17 protein-coding genes are annotated in these 20740 nt (G+C 60.2%); 11 read left to right on the top strand and 6 right to left on the bottom strand.

Going from position 1 to position 20740, the window contains the following annotated elements; genetic code table 11:
- Position 1: 1 nt before the first annotated feature.
- The 3 genes from GSQ93_RS05985 to GSQ93_RS05975 are packed head-to-tail and all read right to left on the bottom strand — an operon-like array spanning position 2 to position 3523.
- Positions 2-1126, bottom strand: coding sequence for an aminotransferase class I/II-fold pyridoxal phosphate-dependent enzyme (locus tag GSQ93_RS05985; protein WP_158934711.1), 1125 nt, complete (start codon positions 1124-1126; stop codon positions 2-4).
- Positions 1123-2544, bottom strand: coding sequence for an FAD-binding oxidoreductase (locus GSQ93_RS05980; RefSeq protein WP_254073774.1), 1422 nt, complete (start codon positions 2542-2544; stop codon positions 1123-1125). The genes GSQ93_RS05985 and GSQ93_RS05980 overlap by 4 nt, the downstream gene beginning before the upstream one ends.
- Before the next feature lie 7 nt (positions 2545-2551).
- Positions 2552-3523 carry an isopenicillin N synthase family oxygenase gene (locus GSQ93_RS05975; protein WP_158934709.1) on the bottom strand — a complete coding sequence of 324 codons (972 nt, stop codon included), beginning with the start codon at positions 3521-3523 and terminating at the stop codon, positions 2552-2554.
- 442 nt (positions 3524-3965) lie between these two features.
- Here GSQ93_RS05975 and GSQ93_RS05970 point away from each other — a divergent pair, with 442 nt between their 5' ends.
- The 5 genes from GSQ93_RS05970 (at position 3966) to hutC (ending at position 7927) form a co-directional block, all read left to right on the top strand.
- Complete coding sequence (locus GSQ93_RS05970) at positions 3966-4793, top strand: transporter substrate-binding domain-containing protein (protein ID WP_158934708.1); 828 nt, start codon at positions 3966-3968, stop codon at positions 4791-4793.
- Between the two features lie 83 nt (positions 4794-4876).
- The gene (locus GSQ93_RS05965; RefSeq protein ID WP_158934707.1) at positions 4877-5527 is read left to right on the top strand and encodes an amino acid ABC transporter permease; all 651 of its coding nucleotides are present in this window, start codon (positions 4877-4879) and stop codon (positions 5525-5527) included.
- A gap of 2 nt (positions 5528-5529) precedes the next feature.
- Positions 5530-6198: an amino acid ABC transporter permease gene (locus GSQ93_RS05960; protein WP_158934706.1), complete on the top strand. Its 669-nt coding sequence runs from the start codon at positions 5530-5532 to the stop codon at positions 6196-6198.
- 50 nt (positions 6199-6248) lie between these two features.
- Positions 6249-7136 carry an amino acid ABC transporter ATP-binding protein gene (locus GSQ93_RS05955; RefSeq protein ID WP_158934705.1) on the top strand — a complete coding sequence of 296 codons (888 nt, stop codon included), beginning with the start codon at positions 6249-6251 and terminating at the stop codon, positions 7134-7136.
- Positions 7137-7165: 29 nt separating this feature from the next.
- On the top strand, positions 7166-7927 hold the full coding sequence (gene hutC, locus GSQ93_RS05950; protein WP_158934704.1) for a histidine utilization repressor: 762 nt from the start codon (positions 7166-7168) through the stop codon (positions 7925-7927).
- 22 nt (positions 7928-7949) lie between these two features.
- Here the strand turns inward: hutC and hutH are convergent, their stop codons facing one another.
- The 3 genes from hutH to GSQ93_RS05935 all read right to left on the bottom strand — a co-directional run bounded on the left by hutH (position 7950) and on the right by GSQ93_RS05935 (position 14141).
- The gene (hutH, locus tag GSQ93_RS05945) at positions 7950-9479 is read right to left on the bottom strand and encodes a histidine ammonia-lyase (protein WP_158934703.1); all 1530 of its coding nucleotides are present in this window, start codon (positions 9477-9479) and stop codon (positions 7950-7952) included.
- Between the two features lie 281 nt (positions 9480-9760).
- Positions 9761-10717: a response regulator transcription factor gene (locus tag GSQ93_RS05940; RefSeq protein WP_158934702.1), complete on the bottom strand. Its 957-nt coding sequence runs from the start codon at positions 10715-10717 to the stop codon at positions 9761-9763.
- The gene (locus GSQ93_RS05935) at positions 10692-14141 is read right to left on the bottom strand and encodes an ATP-binding protein (RefSeq protein ID WP_158934701.1); all 3450 of its coding nucleotides are present in this window, start codon (positions 14139-14141) and stop codon (positions 10692-10694) included. Before GSQ93_RS05935 ends, GSQ93_RS05940 begins: the two co-directional genes overlap by 26 nt.
- 325 nt (positions 14142-14466) lie before the next feature.
- Between GSQ93_RS05935 and urtA the strand changes: the two genes are divergently transcribed.
- The 6 genes from urtA to fmdA all read left to right on the top strand — a co-directional run bounded on the left by urtA (position 14467) and on the right by fmdA (position 20680).
- Complete coding sequence (gene urtA / locus GSQ93_RS05930) at positions 14467-15699, top strand: urea ABC transporter substrate-binding protein (protein ID WP_158934999.1); 1233 nt, start codon at positions 14467-14469, stop codon at positions 15697-15699.
- An 82-nt stretch (positions 15700-15781) separates the two neighbouring features.
- Positions 15782-16699 carry an urea ABC transporter permease subunit UrtB gene (gene urtB / locus GSQ93_RS05925; RefSeq protein ID WP_158934700.1) on the top strand — a complete coding sequence of 306 codons (918 nt, stop codon included), beginning with the start codon at positions 15782-15784 and terminating at the stop codon, positions 16697-16699.
- 36 nt (positions 16700-16735) lie between these two features.
- Positions 16736-17908, top strand: a complete 1173-nt coding sequence (gene urtC / locus GSQ93_RS05920; protein WP_158934699.1) for an urea ABC transporter permease subunit UrtC — start codon at positions 16736-16738, stop codon at positions 17906-17908.
- Positions 17908-18651, top strand: a complete 744-nt coding sequence (gene urtD, locus GSQ93_RS05915) for an urea ABC transporter ATP-binding protein UrtD (protein WP_158934698.1) — start codon at positions 17908-17910, stop codon at positions 18649-18651. Before urtC ends, urtD begins: the two co-directional genes overlap by 1 nt.
- A gap of 27 nt (positions 18652-18678) precedes the next feature.
- Positions 18679-19368, top strand: coding sequence for an urea ABC transporter ATP-binding subunit UrtE (gene urtE, locus GSQ93_RS05910; protein WP_158934697.1), 690 nt, complete (start codon positions 18679-18681; stop codon positions 19366-19368).
- An 82-nt stretch (positions 19369-19450) separates the two neighbouring features.
- Entirely contained in the window at positions 19451-20680 is a 1230-nt protein-coding gene (gene fmdA / locus GSQ93_RS05905; RefSeq protein ID WP_158934696.1) for a formamidase, read from the top strand.
- Positions 20681-20740 lie beyond the last annotated feature (60 nt).

Genomic DNA, 20740 nt, shown 5'->3' with positions numbered 1-20740 from the left:
ATCACTTGCCGCGGCGACGTTCGAACGACTCGATAAACAAAGCGTTATCTGCCACGCTCCCAACGCTCACGCGCATGCAGGTTTCATAACCCGGCTCGCGCCAGGGCTTCACAATCACCCCGTCCTCAAGCATCCTCCCCGCGAGCTTGGCTGCGTCCTCTCCGCAATCGAAGAACACAAAATTGGCGCGCGAGCATGCCGGATTCACACCCAGCCCGATCAACGCAGCGCGCATCCATTCACGCCCCGCTCGAGCCTGCTCCACGCTAGCCGCAACATGCGCCTGATCGCCGAACGCCACCGCCGCGGCCTCCTGCGCAATCTGGTTGATATTAAACGGCGTACGCACGCGGTTCATCAGCCCGGCGAGTTCTGGCGCCGACGCCACGCCGTATCCCACCCGCAACGCCGCCAATCCATACGCCTTCGAAAAGGTACGCAGCAACAGCCACGGCAAACCTGATTCACGCAGCACAGCAAGACTGTCCGGGTAACCGTTTTCATTGGAGGCATATTCGAAATAGGCCTCGTCCCACAGCACCAGTGTCCCCGGCGACACCGCGCCCAATAGCCGATGCATTTCAGCAGCGTCCATCGCGCAACCAACTGGATTACTAGGATTACTAATAATTAACATCCGCGTTCGCGGCGAGATAGCCGCGGCTAATGCGTCGACATCGAATTCGAAGTCCGGCCGCATCGGTACCGTGGTCACCATTGCGCCAACACTTTGCGGATAGATGATGTGTAAGCCAAACGACGGAATCACGGTGATCACTTCATCGCCGGGCGCGAGGAACGTATGGGCTGCAATGGCGAGCAAGTCCTCGGAGCCGTTGCCGAACAACAACTGCTCCTGATTGACTTCGAGCCGTTCAGCAATCAGCGTACGCAACGCGCTGCATGAAGGATCGGGATACAGCGCGAGCGTGCCGGCCGTGGTGAACTGGGCAAGATGCGCAAGCACGGCCGCGCTCGCCCCACGTGGATTTTCATTGCTGCCGAGCTTGGCGACATGCGAGACGCAATAACGCGCCCGCACGAATTCCCCCGATAACCCCGCGTTGTAAACAGGCAGGCCGCGCACTTCGGCACGCAGGCTTTCTATAAAAGCAGTCACGCTCATTGAGTTCCTTGTTCGTTTCGAGCGTCTTGATCGCCCGCGGCAGGCAGCACCTTGCCGGGATTCAGGATGCCGTGCGGATCGAGGGCATGCTTGATCGCTTGCATACAAGCAAGTTCGGCGGGACTGCGCGAGTAGCCCAGGAACGGCCGCTTAAGCACGCCAATCCCGTGTTCCGCCGATATGGACCCGCTGTAGTCGCGAACCATGCCATACACCGCATGGTCGACCTCTTCCACCGTCACGCCGGGGATAGAACGGGCATCGAGCGTGACATGCAGATTCGAGTCGCCGATATGACCGAAATACAAACCGTAGTGCGTCGGCCAGCGTGCAGTGAAGTCCTTGCGGCAGGCATCGACGAAATGACCGATCTCGCCTATGGGCAAGCTCACATCCAAATTGATCGGCTCGATCTTCACCGGCAATTCGGCCGTCGCCTCGCGAATCGCCCACAACGCCTGAGTCTCCGCTTGCGACTGCGCAACAACCGCATCCGTCACGACGCCCGCTTCAAGCTGTGCGTTGAGCGCTGCGGCGAATCGTTCGCCGTGATCGTCAGAGAACCCGGCCTGTTCGATCAATGCGTAGAGCGGATACGCCTGGCCAAGCGGCGACTGCCGGGAGCGTGTCAGTCCAACACCAAAGTCGTAGAACTCCGGCCACATGATTTCGAATGCGCCGATTTCATCGCCAAAAGTGGCTTGTAGCGAGCGCAGCAACGCTACTGCACCGTCGTAATCCTTCAGCGCGCACAACGCGGTATTGCGCGCGGCGCGGCGTGGTTTCAAACGTAACACCGCACGCGTGATAACCCCAAGCGTCCCTTCTGAACCGATGAACAGGTTGCGCAGGTCGTAGCCCGTATTGTTCTTGACCATCTTGTTCATCGAACTGAGCACGCTGCCGTCGGCGAGCACGGCTTCGAGTCCGAGCACTTGGTCGCGGGCCGTGCCGGACTGCAGCACGCGCACGCCGCCGGCGTTCGTAGCGAGGTTGCCGCCGATCTGACATGAACCGCGTGCACCGAGGTCGAGCGCAAATTCGAAACCCGCTTCCTGCGCGGCGTCCTGCACGGTTTGCAATGTGGTCCCGGCAAGCACCGTCATGGTCGCGGCCGCACGATCAACCTCTTCGATGCCCACCAGTCGTTCGAGCGACAGGCAAATATCGCCGCCGGAAGGAATGGCGCCGCCGGCCAGCCCGGTCATGCCACCCTGCGGGACAACGCTCTGACGCGCTTCGTTGCACAGGCGCAGCACGGTGGCGACTTCATCGGTTGAACGCGGCAGCACGACCGCTAACGGAGGCACTGGTGAGCTCCCACTCCAGTCGCCGAGATAGCGTGGTTCGATGGCATCGCCGACACGCACGGACTCGGCACCAAGTGCATCAATCAGCGTTTGTATTATGGGTTTCATCGTATGCTCAGCCATTCGCGCGCTTCTTTCTATAACCCATGGAATCGTTGATCCGCCCCAGGATGTAGTCACCCGCCGCCACCGGTTCATACAGCGGCTGCTGGCCCGCAAGACCAAGATCGCGCGGGTCCACGCTTGCACCGTAAGTCGGATCGTAGAAGGTCGCGATCGAATATCGCTCCTGGCCCGAACGATTGATTACGCGATGCAGCGTCGAACGAAAGCGATCGTTCGACCAGCGCGCCAGCAGATCACCCACGTTCACCACCAGCGTTCCCGGAATCGGCGGCGCGTCAATCCAGCTATCGGTTGCAAGCTCCTTCACCTGCAGACCGCCCACGTTGTCCTGCCACAGCAGCGTGATGCACCCGTAGTCTGTATGCGGCGCGACACCGAACTGATCCGCGTCCGACTTGGGCGCTTGCGGCGGGTAATACACCATCTGTGTGCGCTGCATGCGCTTCGTGTATTTACTGACGAAAAACATTTCGTCGATATCCAGGCTCACCGCAACAGCCCGCAACAAATCCGCGCCACATTCGCCGATCGCTTCGTAGTACCCATAAAGCGCCGGTTGCAGCGACGGCATGAAGTCAGGCCAGTTGTTCGGGCCGCGCAGCGCTTCACCAGCAAGCACGCTCGGATCGTTTTCCGGCAACTCCAGGCCGATGCTGAAAAACTCCTTGTAGTCAGGTTTGGTGGCCTGATACATGACGGCGTCTCCAAGGGCATTAAAGCCGCGATGCCGATGATTCACCGCAGCACGCCGCTTCACTTCCGGTGGATACGCAAAGAATTCGCGCGCCGCTTTCACCGCGCCGTCGAGCACATCGATTGGCACGCCATGGTTGCTAACGTAGAAAAATCCGATGCTCGTGCACGCGTCGCGGATCGCGGCGGCGGCTTCGCGCAAGCCGGCGGGATCCAACGCACGAACGGCCGCCAGATCGACGACGGGGATGTGAGAAGTCGAGGTCATCCAGATGCTCCGAAGTTTTATGCCGTCTATACCGTGCGACTCGAACGAGCCTTTGCACGTGTGTGACGAACATCATGCCGAACGGGCGCAAGACGCGCGGCCGACCCAAAAAACGTTTTACTGCGCGCCGCCATGCAATGTCTGCACGGGGCTTGTCATGACTAACGTTCCGCTGCCCCGGCCTGGCCGCAAGCGTCTGCAGATAAGCCGTAAGCGCCTGCCGGAATCCAGATCAAGTGTCTGTATATACCGCCAATTAGCCGAGCGCAACCCGGCGTTTTCGCGAAGTCTGTAAGCCTTGAAATGGTGTGGCAAGAAGTATTTTTGACACGCTTGGCAATGCAAATTGACGGTATATACTGAATCGCACCACATGCAGGTCGGCGCACCGGTTCGCACATTTGCCCAAGCCGGGTGCACTTTTAACCAGGGGAGTTCAACAATGAATTTTTTCTCGAAGTGGAAGGGTCGTCTGCTCGTGGCCGCACTGGTCGCGACAGCGGTTTCGGCGCACGCGGAAGACCAGTTGGCGAAGGTCAAGAAGGCGGGCGAACTGGTGGTCGGAACCGAGATGCAGTTCGCACCGTTCGACTTCCTGGAAAACGGCCAGCAACAGGGCTTTAACAAGGACTTCTTCGCCGAGTTGTCGAAGGAGCTGGGTGTGAAAGTACGCTCTATCGACCTGCCGTGGCCCAGCGTGCTGCCGGGCCTCGAAGCCGGCAAGTTCGATATTGTCAGCGGCCCGGTGACCATCACCAAGGCGCGCATGGAACGCTACGAATTCACCCTGCCGATTGCCGACGGCACGGTTGCGTTGCTCAAGCGCGCGAACGACACCAGCATCAAGACGAACGCGGACGTTGCCGGCAAAGCAGTGGGCGGCGGCAAGGGTTCGGCGCAGCTCGATCAGTTGAAGCAGTACGTTGCCACGCTGCCGGGCAAGACGAGCGTGCGTGAATACATCGACAACAACCAGGCCTATGCGGACCTGGCTGCGGGCCGGATTGTTGCCGTGGGCAATTCGCTGCCGAATATCGCTTACGTGGCGCGCCAGCGTCCGGACACATTTGCGGTCGTTCAGCCACCGTTCGGCACGAAGGTATATTTTGCTTACCTCGGCCGCAAGGACGCGGACAGCAAGCCGCTTATCGACGCGATCAATCAGGCAATCGTCAAGATGCACGGTGATGGTCGTCTCGCTGCTTTGCAGAAGAAGTGGTTCGGCGTAACGATGGACACGCCTACGACCATGCCGTCACCGAACTATTAACTATTAACTATTGAACTGCTGATTCAGCGAACCATTGATGCCTTGCAAGGCGCATTAGCGCCTTGCTCCTTGCCGGACAGCCCATGTTCAGCCTTCACGCGTTGCTCGATGCCCTTCCCTATCTGATCAAGGCCGCCCAAGCCACGGTCCTGATTTCGCTCGTGGGGTTGGTGGCCGGCTTCATTGTTGCAATCGCCGTGTGCAGTGCCCGGCTCTCGAAGAGCCGCTTCGTCTCGAAGCTGGGCGGCGCGTATGTCGGCTTCTTCCGCGGCGTGCCGCTGCTCGTGCAGCTTCTGCTGACCTACTATTTCCTGCCTTTCCTCGGCATCAACGTGCCGCCGCTCGTGGCCGCCGCTACCGCCGTTTCGCTATGCGAAGCCGCTTATCTTGCCGAGATCCTGCGGGGTGGATTTATCGGTATTCCGCATGGGCAACTCGAAGCGGCGCAGTTGCTTGGTTTATCGCGGCTGCATGCCGTGCTGCGTATTCAGGTGCCTCAGGCGCTGCGCACGACCATGCCTTCGCTCGTCAATGAGATGGTAATGCTGGTGAAAGCGTCGTCGTTGATTTCAGTGGTCGGTGTCGCCGATATCACGCGCACCGCGCAGAATATTGCGGCCAGCACGTATCGGCCTCTGGAGGCGTATGTTGCCGCCGGGCTGGTGTACCTGGTCATCAACGGGGCGTTGTCGCTGGCCGGGCATCGCGCAGAACGCCGTATGGAACGGGCATAAGCATGGCTCTTCAATTCGACCCCACAGTTCTTACCGACTCCCTTCCCGCCCTGGCCGAAGGGTTCGCGACAACCATCGCCGTGTGGATCGGCGGCGTGTTGATCGGCATGGCGATCGGTTTCGCCGTCGCGTTGCTGCAGATATTCTGCGGCAAATGGGTACGCGGATTCTTGCGCGCTTACATAGAGGTGTTCCGGGGAACGCCGTTTCTCGTGCAGCTTTTCGTGCTGTATTACGGCGGGCCGTCGCTCGGGCTTTCGCTTGAACCGCTGACGGCCGGTATTGTTGGACTGGGGCTCTATGGCAGCGCGTATTTCGCGGAAGCATTCCGCTCCGGCTTTACGTCGGTGCCGCGCGGTCATATAGAAGCCGCTGAGTGCCTGGGCTTCACGCGCCTGCAAGTCATCATGCGCGTACAGTTGCCGCAGATGCTCGTCATCATCGTACCGGCGCTGACCAACCTGATCATTGTGCTGAGCAAGGAAACCGCGGTGCTGTCGGTCGTCACCGTGCCGGAGCTGACGTTCGTGCTGACCGGTATCGGCTCGGAGCGGTTTGCGTTCGTCGAAACCTTGCTCGCGCTGTGCGTGTGTTATCTCGTGCTCGTGGAAGTAGCGTCGCGAGCCGGACAGTGGGTCGAGATCCGCGTAGGCCGCTTCCTCACGCGGTGAACGCGCGTTGGCCCCCATCAAACTGAGCGCTGAATCATGAAGAACCCGTCATGAAGAAACCGAATTCTGGCAACACGCTAACGCCCGCTGAATATCTTGTCGATGCACGGCATGTCGGCAAGCATTTTGGCGCGCTGAAAGTACTCGACGATGTCTCGCTCGCCGTGCGCAAGTCGGAGGTGACCTGCATCATCGGACCTTCGGGTTCGGGGAAAAGCACCCTGCTGCGTTCGCTTGCGTTCCTCGAGGAATACAGCGAAGGCGAGATCTATATTGAAGGCGAATTGATCGGTTATGTCACCGATCGCAACGGCCGGCGCGTGCGTGCGCCGCAAGCCGAGATCAACCGCGTGCGGCGCAATGTGGGCATGGTGTTCCAGCAGTTCAATCTATGGCCGCATATGACGGCCGTTGAAAACGTGGCCGAGGCGCTGGTGCGCGTGCGGAAGCTCTCCAAGGCCGAGGCTCGCAAGCGGGCACTGGCCATGCTCGACAAGGTCGGTCTCGCCGACCGCGCGGACAATCATCCGGCGCGACTCTCCGGCGGGCAGCAGCAACGTGTGGCGATTGCCCGCGCGCTGGCCATGGAACCGCACATCATGCTGTTCGACGAACCCACCTCCGCGCTCGATCCCGAGCTGGTCGGCGAAGTGCTGCAAGTGATGAAGAACCTTGCGAACGACGGCATGACGATGGTGATCGTTACGCATGAAATGGGCTTCGCTGCGCAGGTCGCAGATACGGTCGTCTTCATCGATCATGGCAAAATCGAGGCGCAAGGATCGCCCGAGGACGTGTTTCACAACGCGCAGCAACCGAGGCTTAAGCAGTTCCTGCAGAACTATCTCGACCGGAATGCGTTTTGGGCGCGACGTGAGGAACCGTCGGCGAGTGCGGTCCACGTGAGTACAGAACCAGCGGGATACAACGAAACCTGAGCCATACCTGCGCCATACCCGAGCGAGACATGAATACAACCAGCCTTTCGAACCCGGCATCCGCCACCGCGCCACTCGCGCGCTACGAGCGTGTGAAGGAACATATCCGCACGCGCATTGTCTCCGGCGAATGGCAGCCCGGCGACCGGATTCCATCGGAGATGACCCTGGTCGGCGAACTGGGCGTCTCGCGCATGACGATCAACCGGGCGTTGCGCGAACTCACCGAGCAAGGCGTGCTGACACGCTTCTCAGGCGTGGGGACATTTATAGCCGAAGAAAAACCGCAGTCAACGCTGCTGATGATCGCGCACATAGGCGATGAAATCCGCGCTCGTGGGCACGAGTACGGTTATACGATCGTGCACGCTGCACGCGAGGCGGCGGCCAGCGATGTATCGGCGGCGCTCGGACTTGCGCCGGGCGCGTCAGTGTTCCATGTGGTGTGCGTGCATCGCGAGAACGGCGTGCCGGTTCAACTTGAAGACCGTTACGTGAACCCCGATGTCGCACCGCATTTTCTCGAGCAGGATTTCGCAGCGGTGCGGCCCTCGGAGTATCTGTTCAATACCGTGCCGGCGCACGAGGTTGAGCACGTGGTTGACGCGGTGCTGCCCTCACGTGCAGATGCGAAACTGCTTGAGATCGGTCCGGACCAGCCGTGTCTCACGCTCGTGCGGCGGACCTGGGCGAATAACGTGGCGGTGACGTTCGCGCGCTTCGTGCATCCGGGCACGCGGTATCGGTTGGGATGCAGGTTCAGCGCCGACAACATGCAGCGGCAAAGTTGATCGCCGCTGCTGTTGCCCCCATTTAAGCCACGCCTTCCGATGCGAAATGCAGCGGACAGAATGCAGCAATCACTCCGCTCGTTACCTGCTTCGCCACCGCCACGATGTCCGGTGCGAAGTAATGATCGAGCGAGTAATGTTCGACGTCCGCGCGAATCGATCGCATGACCGGCTGCAGACGCGGACTTGTCTGATGCGGCGCGCGAAGGTCCACACCTTGCGCCGCCGCCAGCAATTCAATAGCGAGAATATGCGCTACGTTCTCCGCAATATAACCAAGCTTGCGCGCGGCGAACGTCGCCATGGAGACGTGATCTTCCTGATTCGCCGATGTCGGCAACGAATCGACCGACGCCGGATGCGCGTAGGTCTTGTTCTCCGACGCCAGCGCCGCAGCAGTCACATGCGCGATCATGAAGCCCGAATTCACGCCGCCATCGCGCACGAGAAACGGTGGCAAACCGGAGAGCGTCGCATCGATCAGCAACGCGATCCGTCGCTCGGCCAACGCACCAATTTCTGCTGCGGCAATGGCGAGGTTATCGGCGGCGAACGCAACGGGTTCAGCGTGAAAGTTGCCGCCCGACAGCACTTCGCCCGTGTCCGGGAAGATCAGCGGATTGTCCGATACGGCATTCGCTTCGATCAACAAGACATTCGCTGCATGGCGCATCTGGTCGAGGCATGCGCCCATGACTTGCGGCTGGCAACGCAAGCTGTACGGGTCCTGAACTTTGTCGCAATCTGCATGCGAGATGTTGATGCCGGAGCCTTCCAGCAAGGTGCGATAAGCAGCAGCCGCATCAATCTGTCCGGCATGACCGCGCAGCGAGTGAATGCGGGCATCGAAGGGTTTTACCGAACCTTCGGCGGCATCCACCGACAGCGCGCCCGACACCAGCCCCGTGCGATACAGGTCTTCGATCGCGAACATGTTGTACAAGGCAAGCGCGGTCGAAGCCTGCGTGCCGTTGAGCAGCGCGAGACCTTCCTTAGCCTGCAGCGTCAGCGGTTCGAGGCCCGCGGCTTTCAGTCCATCAAGTGCAGGGACTTGCTTGCCGTCGATAAACACCTCGCCAATACCCAGCAACACACCCGACATATGCGCGAGCGGCGCGAGATCTCCCGATGCACCAACGGAACCTTTCACCGGAATGACCGGCAGGATATCCGCGTTGAACAACGTGATCATGGCGTCCATTACAACGCGCCTGATCCCCGAGTGGCCGCGTCCGAGGCTCGATAGTTTCAACGCCATTAGCAAGCGGACGACCGGCGGCGACATGGGCTCACCTACTCCCACCGCATGAGACAACACCAGATTGCGTTGTAGGAGTTCAAGCTGATCCGCAGGAATGTGGGTATTCGCCAGCCGCCCGAAACCGGTATTGATGCCATAGGCCGGCAGACCCTTTGCAGCGATATCCTCCACCGCTTTCGCGCATGCGTCGATGACTGCGTGGCTTGCCGGATCCAGCGTCAGCTGGACGCGTTCGCGCGCGATGCGGCGAAGTTGGGGCAGGGTAAGTGTGCCGGGGGTGAGCTTGATCATCGGGTCGTCCTTTTGCTTGCGCGCTATCTTGTCTATACAAGAGAATAGCCTTGAGTCTAGGACAACAAAATCGGTATATACAAGAGATTTTTTAGGGTCCGGATGACGAGCGACGTTTTTAGCGGCAGGCGGCAGCATGGCCGGACAACCACGAGGACCATTCGAGGAATTCAGCTTACATAAATGCTTATTTGGCTTAATCCGGAATTTCTAAGGCTCTGACCAAGAACAAGCCTGTAATAAACAGCAACGCCCGATGCTGTCTATACCACGACACAAATTCAGCGCCCTCCACTCAACGCCGTAGCCGCAGCGGCCGTGCGCGTTTCCACGCCCAGCTTCTCGAAGATGTGCTCGAGGTGCTTGTTCACCGTGCGCGGTTTCATCCCCAGAATCTCGCTGATATCGCGATTCGTCTTGCCTCGCGACAACCACAGCAACACCTCCGCCTCGCGCTGCGTGAGCCCAAATCGCAGCGCCAGATCTTCTGTATCGCGCCCGTCGGCATGCTCCTCGAAAACCACGATCCAGGTGCCGCGATTCGCCGCACCCGCAATGCGCGACACCAGCCGCTCGCCACCGGGCAGGATCTCGACGGTTTGCGCCCGGTCCTCGTCCGGAGCGGCGGAATAATCCAGCAGCCAGTTCGTCAACGCTCCCGGCAGCCTCGTCAACGGACCGGCCGCCATCGCCACGTTGCTATCGTTGCCGTAGAAATGCGCCAACCGCTGCGGGGCAAGCGCGCTATGCCAGTGCACCTCGCCCTGAGCCGTCGCAATCACCGCCGCCCGCGAGTTCAGTTCAAGCACGATGTCCGCATGGCGCTGGCTCGCCGCCCGGCGCACGTGGGCGGCAATCCGCGCGACCACTTCATCGGGACGAATCGGCTTCGTCACATAGTCGATACCGCCTACCCTGAAGCCCTGCACCACATGCTGGGTGTCGGCCAGCGCGGTCATGAAGATCACCGGAATGTGCTTGTATAAATCATTGCTCTTGATTTGCTCGCAGGTCTCGAAGCCATCCATGCCGGGCATGATGGCATCGAGCAGGATCACGTCAGGCGTGAGGCGCGCGATACGTTCAAGCGCCGAAGCACCGTCCAGCGCCACCAGCACCGCGTAACCGGCCGCCACGAGGGCGCTGGAGAGCATGGCGAGATTATCCGGCGTGTCATCGACAATCAGCACTACTGGGCGTCCCAGTGGAATATCAGGCTGCATTGGGTGTCGCTGCATCGGGTAGGGCTCCATCAACCGCGCGCAATTGCCGGTCGAGGTCGTCAAGCATGAAACGGCGTGCCGATTCGCGCAACGGCGCGAGGGTATCGGCGAGTTCGGGATGGTTCTGCCCGGCTTCATCGAGCTGTGCGACGAAGCCTTCCATGTACCCGAGTTCGAGGAAGCGACGAAGTTCGAGCGCCAGCTTCGCAGGCAGCGGCAATGCGGTTTGCGACGACGCGGAGGTATCGTCAGCTGGTCCGACCGCCTCAGTCAGCCATTCGATCTCGAGCAAGGCGGCGACCTTGTCGAGCAGAAGCGGCAAGTGCAGCGGTTTGGCGAGGTAATCATCACAACCAGCCGCCGCGCCCTTCTCCAGATCGCCCGCGAATGCGTTGGCCGACAGGATCAGGATGGGCGCCTCGCTCAGCCTATGTTCGCGAATGAGCTTGCTGGCCTCAAAGCCGTCCATCGATGGCATGGCGACGTCCATCACGATCAGGTCGACGTTATGCGTTGCGAGAAGTTGCAGCGCCTGCGGCCCACTGCTCGCTTCGATCATGGTGAAGCCGAGCGGTTCGAGCACGCTGGTGACAATGCGGCGCTGGTCCGTGAGGTCGTCTGCTACCAGGATCGAGCGGCGCCGCCCCGGATATCCCAGCACGTCGCGAGGGCGCGTAATGAGCACGCGCGGATCGCGCACTTCCGGAAGAAACAGTTGCAAGACGAAGCGTGTGCCAGACCCGACCCGGCTCTGCACGTCCAGCCGCCCGCCCATCATTTCCGTCAGCAAGCGGCAGATGGTCAGGCCCAGGCCGGTGCCATGATCGTTGTGACGCGCCGCCTCGCCACGCTCGAAGGGAAGGAAGATGGCTTCCAGTTGCTCGTCAGGAATACCCGATCCGGTGTCTTCTATCTCGAAGGTCGCCAGTCCCCACGCATGACTTGTCCGCAACCTGACCGAGCCATGCGACGTGAAGCGGACCGCGTTGCCAAGCAAATTGATCAGGATCTGACGCACGCGTTTTTCATCGGCGCGAACTACCTCCGGTATGCGGCCGCTTGTCTCCAGATGGAACGCTAGGCCCTTCTCCGCCGCCTGCGGTTCCATCATTGCGCCGAGTTGCGTCAGAAGGTCGGGCAGCGCCACCTCGGACACATCGAGCTGCAACTTGCCGGCTTCTATCCGTGCGACGTCGAGCAGGCCGTCTACGAGCGCAAGCAGATGTTCGCCGCTGCGGTAGATAGTCGCGAGCGCATCGCGTTGCGGTGCATCGACCGCGCCGGAGCCACGCAGCAGCAACTGCGCGTAGCCCAGGATACTGTTGAGCGGTGTGCGCAACTCGTGGCTCAGGCCGGTCACGTAGCGGCTCTTTGCGCGATTGGCGGCATCGGCGGCGGCGCTGGCTTGCTGCAGACGAGCATCGGTCAGACGGTGCGCCTCGATCTCCTGCATCAGCAGCAAGGTCTGCCGTTTCGATTCCTCCTGCGTCACCGCGCGGCTCTCTTTTGCAAGCACGAGCCACCACACGCCGATGCAACCGACCAGCGCCAGCGCGAAGAATGCCTTGAGATAACCGCGCAGCAACGTATCCAGCGCGCTCTCGTTGCTGGTGGCGAGTGTCAGTGCGGTCTGGCTATATGAGAGGTAAAGCATCGCGCCAAGCAGCGACAAGGTCACGGTTAGATAGATCAAATAGCGCCCTACCCGCAACGTCTGCGACGTGGGCTCCAGCGTAGGGAACGCGCGTTTGAGAGCGGCCGTCAATTGCGAAGAGAAGCGCGCGTGCGGCTTGCAGGTGTCGCCACAACGTGAATCGAGCGAACAGCACAACGAACAGATAGCGCCCGCATAGGCCGGGCACGACGCCATGTCCTCGCGTTCGAACTGGTTCTCGCAGATCACGCAACGCAGCACCGACCCCGCTTCGAGATCCTCACTGCCCCGGGCGAGATAAAAGCGCCCACGGGTAGCGAACGCGATCAACGGTGCACACACAAACGCAACCGCCAACGCAATGAACGGCGCCAACGCCTGCGCAATTTCGCCGAGATACCCCGCTTGCGATAGCGCCGCTGCAATCGACGCCACCAGCATCGCGCCGATGCCGACCGGATTGACGTCGTAGAGATGAGCGCGCTTGAACTCGACGTCCTTCGGGCTGTAACCCAGCGGCTTGTTGATCACGAGGTCGCCGACGAGCGCGCCAATCCAGGCAATCGCGACGTTCGAATACAACGCCAGCACCTTGCCGATTGCACCGAACACGCCAAGTTCGACCAGCATCAACGCGATCAGCACGTTGAACACCAGCCAGACCACCCGGCCCGGGTGACTGTGCGTGAGACGCGCAAAAAAATTCGACCATGCGAGCGAACCCGCATACGCGTTGGTCACGTTGATCTTGACCTGCGAGACGATCACGAAAAGCGTGGTGGCCGCCAGCGCAAAGCCGGGGGAATCGAAGACATAGCGGAACGCGACCAGATACATTTGCGTGGGCTCGGTGGCCCGTGACGGATCGATCTGATTCTGCAATGCAAGGAACATCAGGAACGCACCGCCGAGCATTTTCAGCGCGCCCGGCACGATCCATCCGGGACCGGCGGCAAGCATCGCGCACCACCAGCGCACCCGGTTCTTCGCCGTGCGCGGCGGCAGGAAACGCAGGAAATCGACCTGTTCACCAATCTGCACCACCAGCGCAAAAATCACCGTGCAAGCGGCGCCGAACGGCATCAGGCCAAATTCCCGGCCGCCTTGCGCATAGCCCGCGAAGGTCGCCCAGTCGGAAAAAAGATGCGGCTCGCGGATCAGGATGGCGATATACGGGGCCACCAGCAGCACGATCCACACGGGCTGCGTCCAGCTCTGCAAGCGGTTGATCAGCGTAATGCCGAACGTCACGAACGGCACGATCGCGAAGGCGCTGATGAGATACGCGACCGCGATCGGCATGTGGAAATACATCTCCAGCGCGAGCGACATGATGGCCGCTTCGAGCGCGAAGAAAATAAAGGTGAAGCCCGCATAGATCAACGACGTGACCGTCGAGCCGAGATAACCAAACCCCGCGCCTCGCGTCAGCAGGTCCATGTCGACACCGCAATTCGCGGCGTAATAGCTGATGGGCAAGCCGGTCAGGAAGATCAGCACGGACGTCACCACGATCGCCCACACCGTATTGGCGAAGCCGTAATTCAGCGCAAGCGAGCCGCCAATCGCTTCCAGCGCGAGGAACGAAATCGCACCCAACGCCGTGTTCGCGACCCGGAATTCGCTCCACTTTCGAAACGACCGGGGCGTGAAGCGCAGCGCGTAGTCCTCTAGCGTTTCGTCGGCGACCCAGGCGTTGTAGTCGCGCCGGATCTTGACGATGCGCTGGGTGCCGAGCGCGGGTGCAGGTGCGGGCGAGGCGGCGGGGGAATCGGATGGATGCATGACTCTCGCGGACGCCGGTTGGGTGCGTTGAACAGGAAAGCAGTGCGTGATGACACGGCGATGAAGTCCTGAACCTCACCTTGCACGCGTCGCGTCACGATCTCGCGTCATGAGTCTAGCGATCCATAAATACCCGCGCTGTACGTCAAAAGACGTATTTCGGTGCGCGTATCGGCCACTTAACTTCTGCCCCATGCCAGCGCGACGTCACCCGCGTCGGAACAAACCCACGCCGCCTACCCCGAGCCTCCAAGGAGAATGACCCATGCCTTTTGACGACCAGCACGACGCACCCGATGCAGCCAGCTCACCCGACAGCAGGGAGATGATCTCCCAGCGCCGCCGCAAGCTGCTGCTCGGGCTTGCCGCCGCGCCGGCTCTTGCCGCGCCCGCTTTCGCCTTCGGCCAGTCGATGTCGACTGCCCAGGTGAACACGACCAAGCTCGCCGTCACCGATACCGAAGTCACCGTCGGCCAGCTCCATTCCGCCACGGGCACCATGGCGATCTCCGAGACCGGCTCGATCCAGGCCGAGCGTCTCGCGATCGACCAGATCAACGCAGCGGGCGGCGTGCTGGGCCGCAAGATCAAGATCATTCAGGAAGATGGCGCGTCCGACTGGCCGACCTTTGCGGAGAAGTCGAAGAAGCTGCTGGAGAACGATCACGTTGCGTGCGTGTTCGGCTGCTGGACATCGGCGTCGCGAAAGGCTGTACTGCCGATCTTCGAGCGTGACAACGGCCTGCTGTATTACCCGACATTCTACGAAGGGCTCGAACAATCGAAGAACGTCTTCTACACCGGCCAGGAAGCGACCCAGCAAATTCTGTGGGGACTTAACTGGGCATCGGAGACGAAAAAAGCGAAGTCGTTTTTCCTGATCGGATCGGATTACATCTGGCCGCGCACGTCGAACAAAATTGCCCGCAAACATATTGAGGACCATCTGCACCTCAAGGTCGTCGGTGAAGAGTATTACCCGCTCGGTCAGACGAATTTCAACTCACTCATCAACAAGATCAAGATCGCCAAGCCCGATTGCATCTACGCAATTATCGTCGGCGGTTCGAACGTCGCGTTCTATAAACAATTGAAAGCGGCCGGCATTACCGCCGACAAACAATTCCTGCTGACCATCTCGGTGACCGAGGACGAAGTGCTCGGCATCGGCGGGGAAAACTTCGCCGGTTTCTATTCGGCAATGAAGTATTTCGAGTCGCTCGACAACGCCAATAACAAGGCGTTCGTCTCCGCGTTCAAGGCGAAGTACGGACCCAAGTCCGTGATTGGCGACGTCACGCAGGCGGCCTATCTGGGGCCTTGGCTATGGAAAGCCGGGTGCGAAAAAGCGGGCAGTTTCGATGTCGACAAGGTCGTGGCCGCGTCCCCCGGCATCGAATTGAAAACAGCGCCCGAAGGCTACGTGAAGATCCACCCGAACCATCACTTGTGGAGCCGCACGCGCATTGGCATGGCGCAACCGGACGGGCAGTTCAAGGTGGTCGCGGAGTCGCCGGATCTGATCGAACCGAATCCGTTCCCGAAGGGTTACCAGTAAGTCAATCCCTCAGTCGTTAGTCGTCTGTGTGGCGCACGAACAGGTGTGCCACACCGGCCAAGTTGCTACCAAGGATTCCGCCATGTCGGCCACCGATATTCTGAACATTACGCTGATGCAGGGCTTCGCCGGCCTGAGCCTTTTTAGCGTGTTGCTGTTGATGGGACTCGGGCTCGCCGTGATCTTCGGGCAGATGGGCGTCATCAACATGGCGCACGGCGAGTTCATGACTATCGGCGCGTACACGGTGTACGTCTTCTCGAAGTGGGCCGAGTTGATGGGCGTCGTCGCCACCAATACGTTCCTGCCACTCGCCATTGTGGCTGCGTTCGCGATTGCGTTCGTGTTCGGGTGGATCGTGGAATGGCTGCTGATCCGGCACTTGTACCGGCGTCAATTGGACACCCTGCTCGCGACCTGGGGCCTGAGCCTCGCGATGCAACAGATGTTCCGCTCGACCTTCGGCCCGAAGGAAGTCAGCCCGACGCTGCCCGACTGGCTGATGGGATCGTGGTCACCGGCACCGGGTCTCGACATCCCGATCAACGGCCTGTTCGTGATGTGCCTCGCCATCGTGCTGACGAGCGGTGTGCTGATCGCGATGTATCGCTCACGCTGGGGCTTACGGGTGCGCGCTACCGTCAACAACCGGACGATGGCCAACGCCGCCGGCATCGATACGAAACGCACTGACCGGCTCACGTTCGCGATTGGTTGCGGCATGGCGGGAGTCGCCGGCGCGGCGTTCACGACCATCGGCTCGACGGGTCCCACGAGCGGCTCGCTGTACATAGTCGACTCTTTCCTCGTAGTGACATTCGGCGGCGCGGCCAGCTTGCTTGGGACCGTTGCGTCCGCCTTCGGCATCGCGCAGACCCAATCCATCAGCGAGTTTTTCCTCTCTGGTTCGTCGGCTCGTGTGGTTACGTTGCTCACCGTCGTGCTGATCCTCATGGCACGTCCGCAGGGACTTTTCGCTTCAAAGGTGCGGCGTGTCTAAGCCTGCTGAACCTGCCCCCTCTTACCGGAGTTCGCCATGAACCGCGTTACCGATTCGCCACCCGCTGCCGCTCCATCGCGACTCGCTGCGCTGCGTGACTGGCTGGCCTACAGGGGCTTCGGCAGCTTTGTGCTGCTGGCACTCGTTCTGCTGGTGGTCATGCCGCTGATGCTCGACGTTTTCCGTCTCAACCTGGTCGGCAAGTACCTGACCTATGCATTTGTCGCTATCGGCCTCGTCATGGCGTGGGGATACGCCGGAGTACTGAGTCTCGGCCAAGGCGTATTTTTCGGGCTCGGCGGCTACTGCATGGCGATGTTTCTCAAGCTCGAAGCCTCGGACCCCGTCAGCACGAAAATACAGTCGACACCCGGCATTCCCGACTTCATGGACTGGAACCAGCTCAAGGCGTTGCCGTGGTTCTGGAAGCCCTTCGAGCATTTGCCTTTCGCGATTGCAGCCGTGCTGATCATTCCGACCGCGCTCGCTTTTGTGATCGGCTTCGCAATGTTCAAGCGTCGCGTGGGCGGCGTGTATTTCGCGATCATCACGCAGGCCATCGCGCTGATTCTCTCGGTGCTGATCATCGGCCAGCAGGGTTATACGGGCGGCGTAAACGGCATCACCGACCTCAAGACCATGCTCGGCTGGGACATCCGTCCCGACTCCGCAAAGATCATCCTGTACTTCGTCAATGCCGTGCTTCTGTTGGTCGCCATCCTGTTCTGCCGGCTGGTGCAGACGAGCAAACTCGGCACGCTGCTGCTCGCGATGCGCGACAAGGAAGACCGCGTGCGCTTCTCCGGCTACGACGTCGCCATGTTCAAGGTCTTCGCGTTCTGTCTCGCCGCGCTGCTCTCCGCTATCGGTGGCGCGATGTTCACGCTGCAGGTCGGGTTCATGTCACCGTCGTTCGTCGGCATCGTGCCGTCGGTCGAAATGGTGATCTATGCGGCTGTTGGCGGGCGCATGTCGCTGGTCGGCGCGGTGTACGGCACGCTGCTCGTGAACTTCGGGCGGACCTACTTTTCCGAGAGCTTTCCGAACCTGTGGCTTCTGCTGATGGCGGCGCTCTACATAGGCGTGGTGATGGCTTTCCCCGATGGCCTCGCGGGTCTGTACGAGACGCATGTGAAACCGCGCCTGGCCAACTTGTTGCGCCGGCTCGGTAGAAATAGCCGCAGTCGCTCCACCCTCGGGAGCCCGTGATGAGCAATACCGACTTCCTGCTAGCGGTCGAAGACCTGAGCGTCTCCTTCGACGGGTTCAAGGCTATCGATGCCCTCAATCTTTATGTGGATCGCGGCGAACTGCGGGTCGTGATCGGACCGAATGGCGCGGGCAAGACGACCTTGCTCGACCTGATCTGCGGGCGTACCGCAGCAAGCGCCGGATCGATCAAATTCAAGAACGTCGAGATGACCTCGATGGCCGAGTTCCGTATCGTGCGGGCGGGTATCGGGCGCAAGTTCCAGACGCCCTCCATCTATGAAAACCTGAGCGTGTTCCAGAACCTGGAGGTGTCGTTTCCGCGTGGACGCGGCGTGTTCGGCGCGCTGACTTTCCGCTGCACCGAGGACGTTCGCGAGCGGGTGCAGGAAGTGGCTGAGGAGATCGGACTGGCTGCGTTGTTGCCGACCGAAGCCGGGCTGCTTTCGCATGGTCAGAAGCAATGGCTCGAGATCGGCATGTTGCTGATGCAGGACCCTGAGTTGTTGATGCTTGACGAACCTATCGCGGGAATGAGCGTGCGTGAACGGGAAATCACGGCGGAGCTACTTACAAAAATCTGCCAGAACCGGTCGATGATCGTCATAGAACACGACATGGAGTTCGTCGCGAGGATCGCGCACAAGGTCACCGTAATGCATCAGGGAAAGATTCTCGCCGAAGGTCCGATGGACCAGGTGCAGAACGACCCGCGCGTGATCGACGTGTATCTGGGACATTGAGGATTGGTGACTGAGGAGGCTTCGGCCATGTTGCACGTAAAAGACATATTCGTGAGCTACGGACAAAGCGAAGCGCTGCATGGCGTCTCGTTTGAGGCGGCCCGTAACGAGATCGTGGCGATCATGGGCCGCAACGGCATGGGCAAGACCACGCTCTTCAAGGCGCTGATGGGCGTGTTGCCCGTGAAAGGCGGCGCGATTGAACTGGACGGCGCGGATGTATCGAAGGATGAAAGCTTCCGGCGCGTCGCCAAAGGACTGGCTTATGTGCCGCAAGGACGGCAGATATTTTCTTCGCTGAGCGTGGAGGAGAACATCCGGACCGGGATGGAGCAGATAAAAACGCGAAGGATTCCCGATGAAATCTACGCGCTCTTCCCCGTGCTCTATGAAATGCGCAACCGCAAGGGCGGCAATTTGTCAGGTGGGCAACAACAGCAGCTCGCCATAGCCCGCGCGCTTGTCAGCGAACCCAAGGTGCTGCTGCTCGACGAACCGACCGAAGGCATTCAGCCATCGGTCATCAAGGACATTGCGCGGGCGCTGCACGAGATCCGCAAGCTGCGCGAGATCACGATCGTGGTCTCCGAGCAGGTTTTGAGCTTCGCGATGGACGTGGCGGACCGGCTCTTCGTGATCGAAGGCGGCCGGCTGGTGCATGAAAGCCCGCGCGATGCTATCGATACGACCCGCATCCGGCAGTTCCTGTCCGTTTGAGATCGACCCAAAGCGGTGTTGAAGACTGAAGAGAAAACCATTTGTTCGCCGGTGCAGCCGGTACTTATAAAAGGAGAGTTACATGCCCGATACGCTCATCAAGGTCGACCTGAAACAGTCCGCGTTCGACAACGAGCAGGTTCACAACCGCTGGCATCCGGATATTCCAATGGCGTGCTGGGTCAAACCCGGCGACGACTTCGTTCTGGAAACCTACGATTGGACCGGCGGTTTCATCAAGAACGACGACTCCGCTGATGACGTGCGCGACATCGACTTGTCGATCGTCCACTTTCTCTCCGGACCAGTCGGTGTTCACGGTGCCGAACCGGGCGATCTGCTGGTGGTCGACCTGCTCGATATAGGCACCAAGGCGGAAAGCCAATGGGGTTTCAACGGCTTTTTTTCGAAGCAGAATGGCGGCGGTTTCTTGACCGAGCATTTCCCGCACGCGCAGAAAAGTATCTGGGATTTTCACGGACTCTTTACCGACTCGCGTCATATTCCCGGCGTCAGTTTCGCAGGGCTGATTCATCCGGGGCTGATCGGTTGCCTGCCGGACCCGAAGCTGCTTGAAACCTGGAACGACCGCGAGATCGGTTTTATCGCGACGCAACCTGACCGTGTGCCGCCGCTCGCGAATGCGCCGTTCGCGCCGACCGCTCACATGGGCAAGCTTCAAGGGTCCGCGCGGGACACCGCCGCCGCAACGGGCGCACGCACGGTGCCCCCGCGCGAACACGGCGGCAATTGCGACATCAAGGATCTCTCACGTGGTTCGAAGATCTACTTCCCGGTGTATGTGGATGGCGCGGGCTTGTCTGTCGGCGACCTGCATTTCAGTCAGGGCGATGGCGAGATTACGTTCTGCGGCGCGATTGAAATGGCGGGCTGGGTGCACATGAGAGTGAACCTGATCAAAGGCGGCATGGCGATGTACGGCATCAAGAACCCGATCTTCAAGCCGAGCCCGATCACGCCTCACTATAACGACTACCTGATCTTCGAAGGCATTTCCGTCGATGAAGCCGGACAGCAGCATTATCTCGATGTGCACGTGGCGTATCGGCAAGCCTGTCTGAACGCGATCGAATACATGACCAAGTTCGGCTACTCGCGCGCACAGGCCTATTCGATACTTGGCACGGCGCCAGTGCAGGGGCATATAAGCGGTGTAGTTGACATTCCGAATGCGTGCGCAACACTATGGCTGCCCACGCAAATCTTTGACTTCGACATCAGCCCGAATTCGGCTGGCCCGATCAAGCATATCAAGGGGGGGATTGACCTGCCGTTGTCGCTGGATCTTTAGCCGTTTTTTCTCCTGATTCCCGGCGAGCAACGGCAAGTCGGGAATCACGATCAAGAGGAC

Source organism: Burkholderia sp. S171, assembly GCF_009766085.1.
Taxonomy (GTDB): Bacteria; Pseudomonadota; Gammaproteobacteria; order Burkholderiales; family Burkholderiaceae; genus Caballeronia.
Note: the sequence above shows the minus strand (reverse complement) of the source record. Positions and strands in the feature narration are given on the sequence as shown.